16 protein-coding genes are annotated in these 16,543 nt (G+C 48.4%); 3 read left to right on the forward strand and 13 right to left on the reverse strand.

Annotated features, from left to right (window positions below; genetic code table 11):
* Positions 1 to 5: 5 nt before the first annotated feature.
* Positions 6 to 275 carry a hypothetical protein gene (locus ACFEMD_RS20090; protein WP_394743060.1) on the reverse strand — a complete coding sequence of 90 codons (270 nt, stop codon included), beginning with the start codon at positions 273 to 275 and terminating at the stop codon, positions 6 to 8.
* A complete protein-coding gene (locus tag ACFEMD_RS20095) occupies positions 257 to 604 on the reverse strand; it encodes a hypothetical protein (RefSeq protein WP_394743061.1) in 348 nt (115 codons plus the stop codon). Before ACFEMD_RS20095 ends, ACFEMD_RS20090 begins: the two co-directional genes overlap by 19 nt.
* 526 nt (positions 605 to 1,130) lie before the next feature.
* Between ACFEMD_RS20095 and ACFEMD_RS20100 the strand changes: the two genes are divergently transcribed.
* Positions 1,131 to 1,364, forward strand: a complete 234-nt coding sequence (locus ACFEMD_RS20100) for a winged helix-turn-helix domain-containing protein (protein WP_394743062.1) — start codon at positions 1,131 to 1,133, stop codon at positions 1,362 to 1,364.
* A 34-nt stretch (positions 1,365 to 1,398) separates the two neighbouring features.
* On the opposite strand, the gene ACFEMD_RS20105 is transcribed toward ACFEMD_RS20100, so the two are convergent.
* The 10 genes from ACFEMD_RS20105 to ACFEMD_RS20150 form a co-directional block, all read right to left on the reverse strand.
* Positions 1,399 to 2,370, reverse strand: a complete 972-nt coding sequence (locus ACFEMD_RS20105) for a DUF6735 family protein (protein ID WP_394743063.1) — start codon at positions 2,368 to 2,370, stop codon at positions 1,399 to 1,401.
* An 881-nt stretch (positions 2,371 to 3,251) separates the two neighbouring features.
* Positions 3,252 to 3,551 (reverse strand): hypothetical protein, encoded by a 300-nt coding sequence (locus tag ACFEMD_RS20110; RefSeq protein WP_394743064.1) that lies wholly within the window; start codon positions 3,549 to 3,551, stop codon positions 3,252 to 3,254.
* Between the two features lie 50 nt (positions 3,552 to 3,601).
* A complete protein-coding gene (locus tag ACFEMD_RS20115; RefSeq protein WP_394743065.1) occupies positions 3,602 to 4,369 on the reverse strand; it encodes a recombinase family protein in 768 nt (255 codons plus the stop codon).
* A gap of 514 nt (positions 4,370 to 4,883) precedes the next feature.
* Positions 4,884 to 7,412 carry a DEAD/DEAH box helicase gene (locus tag ACFEMD_RS20120; RefSeq protein WP_394743066.1) on the reverse strand — a complete coding sequence of 843 codons (2,529 nt, stop codon included), beginning with the start codon at positions 7,410 to 7,412 and terminating at the stop codon, positions 4,884 to 4,886.
* A gap of 1 nt (position 7,413) precedes the next feature.
* Positions 7,414 to 8,349, reverse strand: a complete 936-nt coding sequence (locus tag ACFEMD_RS20125; RefSeq protein ID WP_394743067.1) for a HamA C-terminal domain-containing protein — start codon at positions 8,347 to 8,349, stop codon at positions 7,414 to 7,416.
* A 300-nt stretch (positions 8,350 to 8,649) separates the two neighbouring features.
* Positions 8,650 to 9,132 (reverse strand): hypothetical protein, encoded by a 483-nt coding sequence (locus ACFEMD_RS20130; protein WP_394743068.1) that lies wholly within the window; start codon positions 9,130 to 9,132, stop codon positions 8,650 to 8,652.
* Positions 9,132 to 9,380: a hypothetical protein gene (locus ACFEMD_RS20135; RefSeq protein WP_394743069.1), complete on the reverse strand. Its 249-nt coding sequence runs from the start codon at positions 9,378 to 9,380 to the stop codon at positions 9,132 to 9,134. The genes ACFEMD_RS20130 and ACFEMD_RS20135 overlap by 1 nt, the downstream gene beginning before the upstream one ends.
* A gap of 114 nt (positions 9,381 to 9,494) precedes the next feature.
* The gene (locus ACFEMD_RS20140; RefSeq protein ID WP_394743070.1) at positions 9,495 to 10,178 is read right to left on the reverse strand and encodes a hypothetical protein; all 684 of its coding nucleotides are present in this window, start codon (positions 10,176 to 10,178) and stop codon (positions 9,495 to 9,497) included.
* 992 nt (positions 10,179 to 11,170) lie between these two features.
* Entirely contained in the window at positions 11,171 to 11,449 is a 279-nt protein-coding gene (locus tag ACFEMD_RS20145) for a hypothetical protein (RefSeq protein ID WP_394743071.1), read from the reverse strand.
* A 147-nt stretch (positions 11,450 to 11,596) separates the two neighbouring features.
* Positions 11,597 to 12,559 carry a hypothetical protein gene (locus ACFEMD_RS20150; protein ID WP_394743072.1) on the reverse strand — a complete coding sequence of 321 codons (963 nt, stop codon included), beginning with the start codon at positions 12,557 to 12,559 and terminating at the stop codon, positions 11,597 to 11,599.
* A gap of 734 nt (positions 12,560 to 13,293) precedes the next feature.
* Between ACFEMD_RS20150 and ACFEMD_RS20155 the strand changes: the two genes are divergently transcribed.
* Positions 13,294 to 14,316 (forward strand): hypothetical protein, encoded by a 1,023-nt coding sequence (locus ACFEMD_RS20155; RefSeq protein ID WP_394743073.1) that lies wholly within the window; start codon positions 13,294 to 13,296, stop codon positions 14,314 to 14,316.
* Positions 14,317 to 14,868: 552 nt separating this feature from the next.
* The gene (locus ACFEMD_RS20160; RefSeq protein WP_394743074.1) at positions 14,869 to 15,624 is read left to right on the forward strand and encodes a hypothetical protein; all 756 of its coding nucleotides are present in this window, start codon (positions 14,869 to 14,871) and stop codon (positions 15,622 to 15,624) included.
* Between the two features lie 107 nt (positions 15,625 to 15,731).
* On the opposite strand, the gene ACFEMD_RS20165 is transcribed toward ACFEMD_RS20160, so the two are convergent.
* Entirely contained in the window at positions 15,732 to 16,100 is a 369-nt protein-coding gene (locus ACFEMD_RS20165) for a hypothetical protein (protein WP_394743075.1), read from the reverse strand.
* Between the last annotated feature and the right edge of the window lie 443 nt (positions 16,101 to 16,543).

The raw sequence follows: 16,543 nt of genomic DNA on the forward strand, positions 1-16,543 counted from the left end.
AGTAGTTATTCTTCTCGGCGCCAGACGATGCGTAAGTCGTCTGGTTCTGCGACGATGTTGTCTGCGTGGCTGCGGAATCGTCGTCGTTCGTCATCGGGTTTGTAGGTTTCTCCTTCATTGACTTCGGTTCCTGCTTCTGCGAGGTATTCTGGTGTGATGTAACCGATAATGCGTACGCGCCCGGAAGTGGTGACTTCCGTAAGGAAGTACATATCAATCTGACTTCGGTGTTTCTCGAACTTCTCGCGTTTCACTTTCAGGAGTGGTTCTCCCACGCACCATCGCTGATCTGCCCACATATTTCCGCGTACCAAATCACTGCCAGTCGCTTGTTCGGTAAGGTGATATCAGCTGACCTGCTCCAGTCAAGACTCGCCTCTGCTCGACTACTCTTCACTTCATGTTTCTCAGCGTGGTAGGCATCAAAGCCGTCCTCGATGGCCGTCCAGACGCGTGTTACGTCTGTAACCCGTGCCCATCCACTCCCTTCTTCGAACTCGTCATCCATCTCGCTGATGGTTTGTTCTGCAACTCCTGCCGCCTTGTCGAACGGAATGTCTTTGTTGTCGTAACTGTCTTCGTCAGATCCTGTATTTCGTGTCATAAGTCTAATTAAAACTTGTATGGCAACAATGGTCAACACTTAGGCATCTGAAGTCGCAACGGGGAGTCGAACCCCGTCCCACCCATCGTGGGTGAGGATCCATCTACTTGCGTGGTATGCTAAATTCTCTCAAATTTGAAGGGACTCGCTTCCTCACACAGATTGTGAGGCGTAGGGCGACATCCGCCATCCATCAAGGTTTCAGGGGCCTTGTAGTCCCATTAGAACCCTCGAAACACCCCAAAACGGGAGAGACGAGGGCTTTTCGCCTCCATACATCCGGGCTCAAGTGCGAATTCGTCCGCGTTGCCCTTCAGCGGTAGGGTACTACCCTGCTCGTTGGCGTTTGCCGGTAATTATTTTGGTTCGTCAGTCTTCTTCTTTTCTTCTTATTATTTCATTGGTGGTAGTGGTTAATAAGTGTTAATACCCTTAGAGTAACAGAATTAACTAATCCTCTTAGTACATATTCTTTTGATAAAGAGTATATTGTTTTAAATACCTCTAAAGCGTATACAAACACACAATGGAAGCACGAGAACAACACAACATCTACATCAACGACGCAGACGAAGCAATCCTGCAAGAAATCCAAACGAACGGCCGAGCAACAACAGGACTCCTCGCAGATATCATCGGGAAATCCCATCCCTACATTTCCAAGCGCGTCACACGCCTCTGCGAACACAAAGTCCTCGTAGAAGTTGCCAGCGGGCTGTACGACACACCGCAGCAAGCAGAAACGTACCTTCCCGAATAGGAATTTCAAACCACACGCCATTATCATCAAAGAACTACTGAAAGAACTTCGACAGCTCCGGCGCAGAATCAGTTGACACACCACCTACCTTCTCAACTGCACGATACATCTGCCCATACGGCGCCGGAGAAAACGACGCGATATCATCACCGAACGACTGATACGCTTCGATGGATGCTTCTGCGGCTGCCTCTGCGAGTTCTTCATCAGTGGGCTCGTGGCGAAGCGCGTTCAGACGCATACCAATATTAAATCGAAGGGCAGCTGCCTCCAACTCAATCTCACGTTGACTCATCTGCCCTATCTCAACGAACATCCCCCCATTTTTCTCAGGGAAGGAGTTGACGTCTCCGTCAACAGTAATATGCACAGTGTACGCAGAAGTTTGCAGCACTGCTCTAAGATCTGGTTCGTCATCGTCTGACTCAGACACCATTTTAGACCACAATGCGTAGACATTCGCGTGCTCATCGCGTACCACTCTCTCAACGATCGTGTCATCGAAGATATCACCAGATAGTGTCTCTCCATCAATTGTTCGCAGCGGCTCCATTGACTCGATTTTATCAAACAAATCCATAGGCCCATCCACAATATTCCCAGACTTATACACCTCAACAGTGAGGTGATCCCGCCACGGACGAACCACGTTCGGGAACAGCCAAACAGGATAGTACGTCTCAACGCGGCCAGATCTAACTACGTACACTGCTTCCGCATCCGCAAAATCAACACTGTATCCAAGGGCTTGTAGTGGCACACGCTGTGCTAATGGATTAGAGTCGATTGCACTCCCGTCTGCTTTTGTATATTCAGATGGGCATTTGCTGAGCTGCGGTAGTGGCTCGATCGAACCGAGGCTGTGTGGGTCTACGTAGCCATTGCTATCGTCGACTTCTTCTATCAAAACATCACGGAGCTGAAGGTCTTGCGCGCCATTATGACTATAGTAGATGTCATATTCCCCATCGTCAACCTGAAAGGCTACGTTCGCTCCGTGACTCATTCTACACCACCTCGTCCTACACTTCCTGATTTTGTCGAGATTATTCGCCGTTTTGCTGTCATTTTTGCATTTATTCGTTTACATGGGTGACTTATAAACACTAGCTCAGCTAGGAAATTGACTTCGTTCTTCGCAACCGTCAGTCGCGTATTGTAAGGGAAGTTGGGGCCGCAACCGCAACTGCACTGCACCGCGTGAACCAGATGAACCAGTCGTGATATGGTGTTTCCAGTGCGTGCCTTGTCACCTCGTACTTGTATGATAGCGCGAGATGTTACTTGAATGCCGGCACGGGCGCGCTGCTATCCACACCAGGTTAAGCGTTTAGTCCCGTTATGTGGTCTAAACAGTGTTTTCTCGTCGGAGAACGCAACACCACGTATGACACACGGCGCAGAATCAGATTGGGTAGTATCGATACACGATATGATTGAGGGCGAATACCACACTTTGGACGCCGCTGAAGAAGAGATCCAGCGTTAGAAGATTTCTTCGAAGTCTCGCGGTGGGTCTCCATCACCAACCCAATGATGACCACTAAACACTTCCACGTCACTATGCCCAGTTTCCCGAGCGTGCTCGAGAGCGTAACGATACGCGAAAAGTCGTTCGTCACCTTGGAAGTCAACTGGAACGGGATACACCTTCCCCTGGCACTCGTTGCAACGAACAACGTAACTCACCGTTCATCACCCTCGAGTTGCTCGAGCTGCTCAAGGATGCGTTCAACCTTCCTGTACTCGTTTCCGCAGCCAAGGCAACGACGGTACTCGACAATCAAACCCTCATACTCACCTGGACTGAAATCGTACGGACGTGGTTCCTCACGCGGCATTGGATGAGACAGTGAGAATTCCCCGCATTCAGGACACCGTTCACCATTAATCGGCATCCCCATCACCCCTGTTCTCTGAGGAATCTCGAAGTGCTTCAACGAGATCTTCCCGAAGTTCCTTGTTCACTTCCTCAATCTTCTCAGCACGCTCACGGTACCGCTCACGATCCACAAACACGCCCTCCAAGATCGACGCCGAATCGACTTCCTCGCGTACACGCGCATCATCAATGATATCACGAACCAACGCTGAAAGATTGATCTCTGATTCCCGAAGCCATTCCTGCTGCTCTTCACTGATCAATATCGTTGTGTGAGTTAGTTCACTTTCTGTTTCTTCGCTCACAAATTAATATATTCGTTCTGACTTTTTAAACCCGGTCAAAAACCAGACAGTCAACTCGAAGGTTCGATATCTTCCAACGCTTCCTGAACCTTCTCATCATCAGCCTCACCGTTCAAATACCACTCCCGGCGCTCCTCGTCCTTATCAATATTCATCAGCGTCTGACGAGTACAATTTGGCAACTCTCGAGCAACAGCACGATAAGACTCTCCTGCTTCTAACTTCTCCAAAGCCTCAGCAACATCGAAGAAACCTGTCTCGCCAGACTCGTAATCAGGAGAAACGAGAGGGTGAAGATACCCCTCATCACTCCTAGTGAAACCCTTAGGAACTTGACCAAGCCACTTCCCATCCTTTCGAGCTCTCCTCAGTCCAGACTCAGTCCTCCGTATCAACTGACGACGTTCTTCAGTGTACACCATTCCAACAATATCCGCGACAAATCGGTTGGTACCGTCTGGCTTGATCCGTTCAACTTTCCCATTCGTAATGTGAACGGTTGTGTCGTTATCTTCGCACGCGTCAAAGAACTCTTGGATGATGCTTCCACGACGTCCTATTCGGCTAATCTCCCAGACAACCACGTGATCTACCTCACCGCTTTTGATCCCTTCTAACAGATTGAGATATCCTTCACGATCTCGCTCAGAGCCACTCACGTCCAAGTCAACGTGTTCAGTGACAGTTGATGGATCAATGTCTGTGTTCTCGATGAACCACTCGTCCAAGTCGTCTTTCTGGTGACTGGTTTCCTGTGTGTCTGTGCTCCCTCTGATGTACTTCTCGTAAACTTCTACTGATGTGTTATCGGTTGTCATAATTTTGTTCCGAATCTCGTTTGAGTGGGTTACCATTTTACCACCGAAATCATACTTAAAGAGCTGCTCTCGCTTACATACCTGCAAACAATCACCCGTCCGTTTTACCACTCATTACGAATTACTCGCCCACCCAACTTAAACGCCGGCAAACATCTGTCTCGAAGGAGCATCGAGGGCACTGAGCAAGTCAATTAAAACTTATCAACGAACACACACAAATATGTCGAAATACAATTGCTCAGTCTGCGACTTCGGAACTGGCAATTCGATCGCGATGCAACAACACGCAAAGAAGCACAAGAACACCTACAGGAGATATCAAGGCAAATACGACGCCTATGAAGATGTCCGAAAATTCTTCCGTGAGAACCCCGGTCTAATGCGCACGGAATCGAAATCGAACCAGCCAGCTTCAGAGCACGAAGATCAATCCACGCTAACCAACTTCAACGAGTGAAATCAGTTCCTCACTTCAAGCTCCAACTCAACCCTCTCATTATCACCAATCAAGTTAGAGGATATCTTGCTCTTGCAGATGATTACGATGGAAAGACCGAAGACGCCCTTGTTCCTGCTCCAAATAAGAAATCACATCATCCACCTGATCCGGAATCGGCAACTCCACCACGACAGTTCTATCAGCACCCATAGACATCAATTCTAATTTCCGAAAGTCAACCGAACCCATCTCCAACATCTGATCAAACCCTACCATCCACTCATTTGTCTCAAAATCAATCTCCTCGAGAATATCTGTCAAAATACGATAATACTTCACAAGCGTGAACCGAACATACTTGTTAATAATCTCCATAACCCGTCGAATTGAAATATCCACATCATCTTCGCCTTCTGGAATCTTATCACTCTCCTGCCTACCATCAATCATATCCTTGTAAGAATCCCCGCTCAGCCACCGATGCGCAGTGTAGATAATCTCTCCTTCTGACGGCGAGTACCCTTGCTCACCATCATCATCAAAGATCAGGAAAATATCGTCTAATTGTTCTGTAATCCTTTCGAGCTGATCATAAGAGTAGTCTCTTCTATGACTACTGATAATCCACTTCCCCGGGTTCTGCTTCACTGATTTGTACAATTTATCCTGCTGAAGCGGATCAACAGTAGGATTCCTCCTTAGAATCTCCTCAGGCACAGTTACTTCATCCAACCTATCAGAAAGCTTCGAACTGATCTCGCTAATATCCTCATCAGAGACCTCTTTGTTAAGCAAGTACTCCTCGAACCCAGAATCCTGATCTTTCAGAAACTTGTTTCGGAGTAAAATCCCTGTGTACCGAAGATGATCCTCTTCCACTTCATAGATATTTTCCTCATCAACAACATCAACGAAGTCGTCAACATCCCTTTGCAATGCCTTCTCGGTAGCTGGCTCAATCTCCTTGTTACTGGTTTCCTCCAACTTATCCTTTGACCACTCTTCATCCTCACGTTCAATACAGTAGACCGTACCGTAGAGCTTCTTATTCAATCTCCCCACACGCCCAATGAGATTACTGAAATCAAACTCTGTCAACTGCTCCTGGCCTTTATACGGGTTATGGATGAATATGTTCTCGGCTGGAAGATTAACTCCCTGAAGAAGAGTTGGAGTGCTAATAATCGTATGAAGGTCTTTCCCATAGAGATCCTCGATTTCCGTTCTGGCTATTTTCGGAACCATTCCGTGATGGAACGCCACACCGTGCCTGAGACAAGATATCAACGAATAGTCTTCGTGAATAGTACGGCCTAAGAAGTCAATCAAATCACGTGCCTGTTCTGACGTAACGATACGATCTGAACCATCTCTAATTTCTTCAGCACAATCTTCGGCCCACCCCTTTTGACTCGCATAAATTAGGTTCAAATCCCCTTTCCCGAATTCATTGACGGCTCTTCTCAAGAAAGCCTTCTTACTACTTCCAAAGTCGGAATACATCATTCCATCCGGTTCGTCAATTTGGAACGAGACTTCCCTCCCTGTCGGGCTCAATATCGTAGCATCAATTCTTCTGTGAGATGTATTTCCAAGGTTCCGGAAACGCAGAACAACTTTGAGTTGTAGTATAGGCGTGAATACCGTCGTGATCTCCTCAACGTACCCTCCAGTAATCGTCTCCAACTTCTCACCCGGTCTATCAAGGTAAGGGCCAGCAACAACGATCTGTGTCTCTGGCCACATCTCTTTCAATGACTGAATGATGTTCTCGTACAGAACACCTCTCTCCCCATCTTCCACGTTTTGAAACTCATCGAAGAACAATAGCGAAGGATCGATTTCATCCTTCATTTCTTCTCGAAGCAGTTTCAGACACCGCTCCGGGGTAACCACGAGAAAAACGTGATCCTCATCATCCTCGTTGAAATAGGCTCCAGTCTTCACGGTCACTTCCTCGTGCCGTTCCTTGAGTTTTGTACTCACCTCCGAAATTAATGCCCGAGTCGGTACGACATAAACCACTTCGAAGTCTTCTTCTTTCTGAACTTTCTCTTCGATGTATTCTTGGAGGATGAACGACTTCCCTGACGAAGTTGGCCCTGAAATCGCTACGTCTTCTCCATCAGTAAGAGCTTCAAGAATATCATTTTGGAACTTGGAGAGGTAATCCCCATCACCGAATCCATACTTCTCACGGTATGACTCGATCTCGAGAGACAACACCGAATCAAACGTTGAAATTAACGACTCTTCGAACTCAGTCCGATTATTATCGTCAACAAAGCTACCAACGGCCGGAAGATCACCTATTCGAGATAGGATGATGTACAGGTACCTTTCATAAATTTCCGCTTCTTCCTCACCGCTATATTTCAAGTACGCCAAAATAGCGAACGAGAGCGCCTTCCTACGATGATCATCATTAGGACTTGAAGCTAAACCCGAAGCCACCCACGCGCTTTTACGAATCTGATCTTCGTCGATAAACGTAGCGAGTCCTTTCGAAATCTCGTTATCTTCGTAGAACAAGTCCTTTGCTAATTCATCTATACAATCGTTGAAAAACTCTATTTTGGCGGCTTCTTCGTATGTAGACATCTTAGTCTTGATTATGAGGGTAAATTGCGTTCTTCACACGTTTCTTGAATTCGCTGGTATCCTCAACAGGCAAGAATATGAGTACAATATAGTGCTTTTTCAGGTTGGCGTGTTCTTCTGAAATCCTACCATCAATATAGTCCAGTACATCATCCTCCTTCACAACCTCTACAATTCGATCCCTGAGTTGATCTTCGTCCACCGACTCTGTCTGCACATCGACTAGATCCGTGTTCTCGTATCCAATGAAAATAGGATGAATTAATCGATAGTCTCTCGACGGTGTTGTTAACTGCTCTGCCAATTCCGCAATTTCGGCTTGATCCAGTTCACCGTCCAAATTAGTCCCGCCGAACAAACCCCGTGAAGCAACACTGAGTGAGTGCCTTCGTCTCTCATCACCGCCAGCCCCGTGGAACCGCGACGTACTTTCCAACGAACTCCTGATGCCGCCTTTCTTATCAGTGTAGAATTTCGCTTCTCCCAACGCCAAACTGACTTCCCCATCGTACTCCCCAAAGAACACCCCATCAGACCCTTTTTCTTCGTCGTTCGGGTTTGATTTCATTAGCAATTTGTGCGTTATCATCGGCATATCCAACACTGCATCAATAAATACGAAGAGTAACAACTCGCCATAGAGGCCGTCAGAGTCATAGTCCTCATCGTAACCAACCCGTTGAAGAGCCTCATTGTATGCCATTATCCCGTGCTCTTCGAGTTCGTCTTCGGGAAACACGAAGTACAAGAACTTCTTTTTCAGAAACTGGATGAAAGCCTCTGTGTCGATCGTATCTCCTCCTATCTCTATGCAGTAATTCCTAACTTCGATTTTGGCGTCCGAATCTTGGTGGGTGGGAAATACGTAATCCAGCAGTTCATCTTCGTCTATAACGGTAGACGAACTCCAATCGTGCTTCAGGATTGACTCCGACATATTACTGGATGTTAAGTATCCCTGAAATTGATATCATAGGATTATAGCTTTTGCCCACAAGATATTTCCATCTACTCTAACTGAAGCACAGCCTCCGCAGGCGACAACCCGTGTTGACCTGCGAGTTGTTCAGCAAGTTGCCACGCCCTTTCAGCGTTCCTCGGTTCAGCTTCCTCGAAATCTCGAGCGTACAAGCACAGTCCAACCACGACGAGTAAGTCGTCTTGAGCGTGAATTCCAACCATCACACAGCGCGTTGGCTGCGCCATCATTCATAAACATCAACCCTCCATCTATGACTCAACTACCAAAATAACCCCTACGCGTCTTCGCAAACCACAACACCAACCGATTAACTACCGAAGTCGGTGGACGACTCTTCCACCGCTCAACAACCACCTCGATATCATCATACTGATTCTCATCCATCTCATCTCCATACCGATCAAAAAACTCAATCATATCCTCACCACCTAACTCATACACATCGCGTTCCTTCACCTTCTTACGATTAATCAAGAAACACAGGTAATCATACTCCTTGAACTTCTCCTGCTGCCAAATCTTCGCATCTTGCCTCACTTGCTCCCCTTCCCTATCATTAGGATTATAGTTCGCAATCTGCGAATTCAAATCACCAATATTACGAAAAACATCGTGCAGCATATCCATTTGACGTGATCGCTTATCCCTCAATAACGAAATCACTGAAACGAGTAATGCTGACGCAGCAATAATCGCCTCCCAATACTGAGCGAGCGATACCAACGAATCAACTATCATCAATCCTCAGAACCACCCGAAGCATCTGACAAGAGCTGATCCAACTTGTCATTCGCTCCCGAAGAATCCAACGCCTTCTGATCTACATCGATCTCCTCCTTCACTTTCTCCCCGTTCACTTTCACTAGATACAGTTCTGATTCCTCAGACAGACTCACGTACAAACTCCCCTGCTTAGAGAAGTCAGCATACTCAACTCTGTCTTGTGGCACGTCTGCTATGTCAATACTTTTCGTTATCTTAGCCATAGAAACCCTATCTCACTGATCTAAGAAAGACTTTTCCCTAGACAGAAACCTGCTAAACGGACACGCCACCCAACTGGCCGGTTTCCGTATCCCACCCTGCAAATGAGAGAACGGCTAGTGAACATCCGATTCGAATTCCACGTCATCATCAAGATTCTCTAACCGTTGCGTTCTCGTCCGCTCAACCGTTCCAAACCACCGCGTCTTCAACTGACGCCGGCGTGTTGGATAGTCTCTCTCTATAATCTCAACATCAACATCACCATCACCATCAACAGTGACGTCAAAAGAGATCTTCCCATTTCGGGGGCCGTGCTCTTTACAAGCAACTTGATACTTCAAATCGTGCCGTCCCTCTGTGAATACCGAAACCCCCAACCAGAGTTCTTGGACATCCCCCTCATACACCACGTTATCAAGATAGATATCGTGACGACTTCCACCTCCGACGAACACTGTTTTCCTCCCTGCTCGTATCTCCATACCTGCTTGTGGTGGTTCATAAGAACTATTGACAGTGTCATTAACCTCGATCTCATTATCAAAGTAGAAGACATCCGAAGTGAGGGATAGATGAACTTCCTCTGCGGAACTGTTACCGACGTTCGCCAATAGAAGCATAATTCCTGCCTGAACATCACCATCATCGTCCTTCAATCTCTGAAAAGCAAAGGATGGTTTAGCTTCAATAATTAACTCTGGCCGTTTATAAATAAAAGAGTAGAACGTAACAGCCCCCGTAGTAACGATTGCAACCGGTACCAGGTTGTTCGAAAGAAGAACACCCAGATGAGTCACCAGTTCCTGCAAACTGGATAAAGATACAATCATTGTCATCTGCAAGACACTAACTCCACTTAAGTCTCTCTCCAGACAGACTGCAGAAAAGCACACACCGCGCGCTAAAATGAAATTCTCATCTTATTATCGATATGACTGCTCTACAGGCAGCCTGCACTCTAACCCACACCACCACGTTCATTGTCATCCCGATCAACACCATCTTCATCAGACCGCTATTCGCACTCATCAGCAGCAATCAATACAGCAGCAACAGGATCCACATCACTCGGCAACTCAGCTCGCTCACCGTGAAGACTCAACTCAACTGGTTCTGATTCACTATCTTCCACGCACGCGTTCTAAGTGGGCTATTGATTCGCCCCTATTATTTGAGAAATTAATGGAAGAGTGAGTGAGAAATAAGAATGGCTCCCTAATCACACAACAATAACCCACCAGTCGGTAAACAATCATACAGCGTGTACTCATCCACACTGTACCGCCCGCCATTATTCAATCCACCAGAAGTCATTCCACACCCACTTCGTCCACCTGCCACTGTGCAGCCCACCGCCAAGATAGATCCTCCACCAGCTCATAATCTGCTTCCGGAGGGCCCCTCCAGCAACGCTCAACAACCACACATCCCCGTTCCTCATCAGCATACACACGCACTCGCTTCTGCTGCGGCTTCGAATCGTGCCACCACCGAGACTCGTGACCGATACTCCCCGTTACATACGCGATGCCGGTGGGCGTGACGCGCCACCGAGCCTCATCAACCCATTCACCTCGCTGACGCATCTGGCAAATCACCATCATCCGAGGCCCAGGATCATCACGGACAACTACACGTCCACTACTCCACTCTGTCAAAATTCGCACCTCATCCTCACTTCCCTGCCTTTCATCGAACGAGATATCGATCATCCTACTAGATACTAAGTGTCGAACACCATTAAAAAAGACTGCAAAAGCGGGCAGAAGCACCGAATTAACCGCCGAAATCAGTCAGCCGAGTACCGGCCTTCAAGATCATCAGCAGCGTAATTCGCCTCTTGAACACGCTCACAGTAATCAGCAAACGACTCGGTCTCAATATCCATCCAACCCGAACGGTACCAGTCGTGAATCTCGCTAAGCAGTATATTTGCCGCCCTCTCGTGTGGGATGTCAGCATCTTCCTTCAGCAGACCATTCTCCTTGAAGACGGCCAGCATCTGTATCGCAAACTCTCCCAATTTCTGGTTCTCTTCTGTCGCGGGTATCTCTGGTTTATCGGTCATATTGCATCTTCTGAGAAACCCATTCCTTGCTTAAAAATGTATAAGCAACTATGACTCTGGCTAGACTAGACTTCACCAAGTTGAAGAAGATGTGATCAAGCGGACGGAAGAGTTCGTAGAAGGATTCTACCGATCGAAGCGTGCAGACTATTTGATTGTGTCAGCAGACCGCTGCAACCACATATTGGCAAGCGGATACTTATCGAAGTATCTATCGTATGCAGCCTTGAATTTGCTCCACGCGTCGTCGGGCCAGTCTGAGTCTTGCGAGGTTTTGATCTCACACGTTCCTTCTTCGATATCGATCCTCACTAGGGCTGCATCAAGCGGACGAACAACTGTTGAGACCGGTTCAAAGGCGTGCTGGTACGAAGCCGCTTGGAGATAATGTTCTGAGCGAATCCTATCGGTAAACTTGAGTTCCGTCGAAAATACGCCTACATACCTCGAGGACTCGTCGAGGACGATGCTAAACCGGTCGACACATCCGCCAAACAGATATCCGTCTACGTCAGACAAGAACGGCTTCTCACGCCCGACCGTCCAATTTTCGATTTCACCCCATTCGTTTCGGAAAATGTCTCGAGCTTCGGTTACTTCTAAGACCATCGCTTTCACGAGCGCCTCACGTCCGGTTTTGATCGACGAATCTGGCGGGTCGACCAGCGGCGCCCCGTTGTAGTCTGCCAGCGTTTTGTGTACGTCACGCCAGTTATCACAGGGCGGTGGCGAGGACAGCTCCTCACGCACCAGTTGACCAATGCTCAGTTCCGCCTTTGCGGGCAGTTCTTGATGGCGGTGAAAAACCGATCCACGCGCCGACGTGTACAGATGAATTCGTTCTGATTCACGTGGTGTCCTCCCGGTTCCAGCACCAGTGTTCTCTGGTTCGTACAGTTGATGATCTGCGGGTAGTTGACTGTAGTCGGCGAATTCTGCAATGGAACGCGCCGAAATGGCGGCTCTCCGTCCATCGCTGTAGTAGCTCCCTGGCGGGCCGTCTGGAAGAATTTGACCGCTGTACACGTTTCTGGCTGCGATATTGACAGCGGCTTCGAGCTGGTAATGCGGCACCCCGAAATCATCGACGTATTCTGAGGGATCGGGCATCGCTGCAGCGGATCCCACGTCAGATACAATAAGAGCACCCCAGCCAGAGTGAAACTGGACACCGCCGTCGCAGCAGATTCGCACGACCGCCTCCTCGCCACGCTCTCCTTTCAACTCGCATTGTCACCGACTCACACTGTGTTAAGCGCCATGGAGAGGATGACGATAGCGACGGCGAAGTTGACTGACTCTCTGATGCTTTGTAGATTTTTATTTCTTCCTCGATTATCCTGCGAGTTTCGGCGGCGTCGGTCACTTGAAGAGGGTGTTGACGACTTCGATGTTCCCCTCATGGCATTTCGAAAGGATGATTTCAGGGAGGAGGTCAGTTGGTGTTTGGTGGGTGGTTCTGTGGCCGACATACCGGAGTCAAACTTAGCACCCATGCTGGGTTGGGCTAATCTGATGGGCAAATTATTTTGTGGACGGCCCAAAGACCAACAATCTCGCAGAAGGTCATCTTCTCCATGTGGGCGTGAAACTCGCGTTCAGTACAGTCCAAGCAGGTAACGGAGAGACCATCAATCTTTCCGATATCTGTCGAAAACCGCCTGCTGAATATAAAGCGTGTAGTCAGCAGTCAGTTACCGCTGATTCCACGCTTGGAGATCAACTTCTAGGTCTGTAGTGATGCAGACTGTACCGCACTAACATATGCAATTATTCATATTACTAAAAGTTAAATACTTTAGTATGGCTTACAATTAGAGTATAACGAGATGTCCCGTTCCTCAGTGGACGACCTTGAAGAGGAATATCAACTTCAGCGCGTCCTCAACGAGGGAGATGTCCGCGCACGGGTAGATTCGGTGCATATTTCCTCTGACAATTCTGTATATATTACGCTCATTGTCGGTGCAGAGCATGAAATTACACTTTGCCTGGGGGCATCGAATCCCCGTGGCGGCGGCCCACGGGAACTGGCGACGCTCAAGCCATTGTGTAACGAACTTGACTTTTCCTTCTCCCGCGACATCAGCCCACTCGTCGGCAACGAGGTAACAATCGAGTCGTACATGGAGAAGCCCGAGAAAATAAAGATCAGTGAGGGCGGTGTTGGCTATCAGCCCATCGTCGACGAGGCACCAGTAACTGACAAGAGCTTGCAGAAACTCTCGAAAGATACCCATAGTTTTGTCCAGCGACACCACAGACACGAGGCAAACGAAGACGAGTTCATCGAAGCAACCATTATGGACGTAGCGGTGCATGACGACGACCTGTTGCTGTCGCTGGAAGTGTATGGCGAACTGCTGCAATGGTCTGTCGACATTCCTGAGGGGGTCATCGACTCAGACTCCGAGTACGCAATCCTCGTCGAGAAAGTGGGTGGCGGCAGCGTGAAACAGGTAGAAGATAGTAGTGTCTACGTGACCCCACAGCATGAACTCGGGTCAGCACCCGACGATTACCAGAGCGTCCTGGGAACTGCCACTGACCTGTTCAAGACATGGGTTATTTTCCCTTCCAAAGAGGACATTGAGCAACCCAGACTCACGCCTGTGGCTCGGCAGAAGCACACCAAGAATATGAACTACGACGATCCCCAGCCCAACAATCCAGACGCGTGGGAGAAACGACCTATCCCCTATTCAACTGCCCATCGAGTCGAGACAGCGGTCATTTTTCTGTTTGGGTTAGGACTCATCCTCGGTCTTTTTATTGGCGAAGCTGGAGGTTTCATAATGCTAGCCTCCATGATTGGTTGGATAACTGTTAAGATATTCAAATTCCATTATTATCATACAGGTGAATGACAGTTCACCACCATTCCCTATCAAAAATACATTCAGTAAATAATATATTAGGGGTTGGTTCAGATATCGCAGACGTGGTCGTACTTGGCCGTGTACTGCTGATAATCGGGACGTCTCCGGCTGCTCCCGGTGATTTCCTAACCTCAACGTTCTCAACGGACGATGGAGATAAGATGACGCGGCTCTGTTGAAATCATTCAGAGATGACATTGGGAAGAGATACTCTTTCCACCAGTTTTTCCGGATCCGACTGAAAGCTAGCTCCTTAACAAATCGCAAGACATGAAGAGGATTTCAACAGAGCCGATGACGCACAAACGGCGACGGGTTTCCTCCGCGAGGGATCGTTCGTCGCTGTAGTTGACTGGGTTTTCAAGGAACGTTGTCGACGTTGCGTTAATAGCGAGACCGAGAGAAAGCTCTACTGCTGACATACTGGCACAGTGTGGAGTTGTTCTCATCAAATTGTCGTCCCGCGTACCGCTTCGGCTAGCGGCGTATAAATATTCGCGTCAGCATTTATCCGACACTACTGCCCCAAAATTGGGTGCTATGGCCGAAACACAACCAATCAACTGCACCAAGACCGATCCGCGAGTGAGCTGCCCAATCGTCTGTGGGGAGTATATGCGAGCGAGCGGATTCTTTTTCGATGGAAACAAAGAGACATACCTCGTCACTGCACGGCACAACGTCCTTCCAACAAACGGAGGCGCCCTCAAGACGAACGAGTACAACCTGCCGTTTGTGGCTCTCGACTACCTTCCGACGATTCACGTCTATCTCCGTACCTCCTCGGGATTCGAAGTCAAACACCTCGACATCAGGGAGCGAACCGGTGTAAAACAGACCGCCGAGATTGACATCATTGCGGTTCCCATCTACTTCGATCCAGAGGAATACGGGTATCAGGTATGGAATTCAGACGACGTGGCTGCTCCGGAGCACTCGTCGGAATCCGTGGACATCATCGGCTTCAACGGAGAGTGCTTTCCCGATCCGGATCGCGAATACGAGGTAGAGACGTATCGAAACGCCATCCGGAATCCCGCGATGCATCGATTGGCGAACGAGATGCCGGAAGACAATGACCCATTTCGGTACGGCCTGACCGCCATCGCAATCGACGATAATCCCGTTGTACAAATCGACGGATTGAGTGGCGCCCCTGTACTCGGAAATCAGCTGCTCGGCATCCAGGCCGCGACTGTCCCAGTGCCAGAGTGGAATATCAAGCAAGCTGGAGACAATGATTTCAGGGTTATTGTGTACTGGCGAGCGGGGATTCTTCCAAAGTTGTGTGGCTGACAGCTGTACTGTGAGAAGTTAGCCGTGGGTCAGTGATCTACTGATAAAAAAGATTTTGTCAAAGGCAATTCAGGTTCGTCGAGATCGCTGAAGGTGTTTAAATCACCTTAGACGCGTTCCCACTGACCAGTATGTCCAGTTCCGAATTCATCTCGCTGCGTTTCGACGGCGACCCTAACCCTGTTTTCGGGCAGCGCCACTACCACGGCATACTGGCAATACCACTCTTTCCCACCAATCTCAGCCATCGTCTCGAGTGTGGTTCTGGTGATGGCCTCAACGTGCGCCTCATCGCTCACGCCTTCTCTGACGCATTGGACGAGGCGATACCACTCATAGCCATTAAGCGCGATTGCGACGTAATCGTCACCTCCGCCGACGAGCAGCCGGCTCGCAGCTAAGTCCTCAATCTGACTTTCATATCCCTGTTGGACGCGTTCGAAAGCGGCGTAGACTTCTCCGGGATTGAATCCCATCACTTCGGCTTCGCGATGGAGGTGATCGACAGCACGGTCAGTTCGAGTAATGAGGTCTCGGATTTGAGGCCCAGAGGGAGTGGATGATTCTGTTGGGACTGAACGTGTTACGTGAAAGGTTGTATGGCTTTTTTCAGATTGGTTTTCTGCAGAATCGGTTGGCTGGTCTTCCGAATCGGGTTGTTCCATTCGTCAATTAATTGTAAAGAATGGATGTCAAAAAAGCACGTTGGCTGAGCGGGTCGGACATTGTAGTTACTTTTCCACAATGAGCGATCTCAATAGAGTTCTTTGAAAATTTCATGTCGTGCTGAGTTTCAACATACCTGTTGAGTAGGAGGTGTATGTGTATCAAACGGTATCTAACCAAACCAAGGCCTTAGTAGATTGAATCAAAAAGCAATATTTATTGGCAGTCTATCAGTTCGAGGTTTATATACAAG

Origin of the sequence: Natronococcus roseus (genome assembly GCF_043677095.1) — an archaeon.
GTDB lineage: Archaea > Halobacteriota > Halobacteria > Halobacteriales > Natrialbaceae > Natronococcus > Natronococcus roseus.

Coding starts and splice junctions, on each gene's coding strand:
- ACFEMD_RS20150 (WP_394743072.1), bottom strand. CDS start 12,559: ATGCCCGATCCCTCAGAATACGTCGATGATTTCGGGGTGCCGCATTAC.
- ACFEMD_RS20125 (WP_394743067.1), bottom strand. CDS start 8,349: ATGTCGGAGTCAATCCTGAAGCACGATTGGAGTTCGTCTACCGTTATA.
- ACFEMD_RS20095 (WP_394743061.1), bottom strand. CDS start 604: ATGACACGAAATACAGGATCTGACGAAGACAGTTACGACAACAAAGAC.
- ACFEMD_RS20120 (WP_394743066.1), bottom strand. CDS start 7,412: ATGTCTACATACGAAGAAGCCGCCAAAATAGAGTTTTTCAACGATTGT.
- ACFEMD_RS20100 (WP_394743062.1), top strand. CDS start 1,131: ATGGAAGCACGAGAACAACACAACATCTACATCAACGACGCAGACGAA.
- ACFEMD_RS20115 (WP_394743065.1), bottom strand. CDS start 4,369: ATGACAACCGATAACACATCAGTAGAAGTTTACGAGAAGTACATCAGA.
- ACFEMD_RS20105 (WP_394743063.1), bottom strand. CDS start 2,370: ATGAGTCACGGAGCGAACGTAGCCTTTCAGGTTGACGATGGGGAATAT.
- ACFEMD_RS20165 (WP_394743075.1), bottom strand. CDS start 16,100: ATGGGATTCAATCCCGGAGAAGTCTACGCCGCTTTCGAACGCGTCCAA.
- ACFEMD_RS20145 (WP_394743071.1), bottom strand. CDS start 11,449: ATGACCGATAAACCAGAGATACCCGCGACAGAAGAGAACCAGAAATTG.
- ACFEMD_RS20135 (WP_394743069.1), bottom strand. CDS start 9,380: ATGGCTAAGATAACGAAAAGTATTGACATAGCAGACGTGCCACAAGAC.
- ACFEMD_RS20160 (WP_394743074.1), top strand. CDS start 14,869: ATGGCCGAAACACAACCAATCAACTGCACCAAGACCGATCCGCGAGTG.
- ACFEMD_RS20130 (WP_394743068.1), bottom strand. CDS start 9,132: ATGATAGTTGATTCGTTGGTATCGCTCGCTCAGTATTGGGAGGCGATT.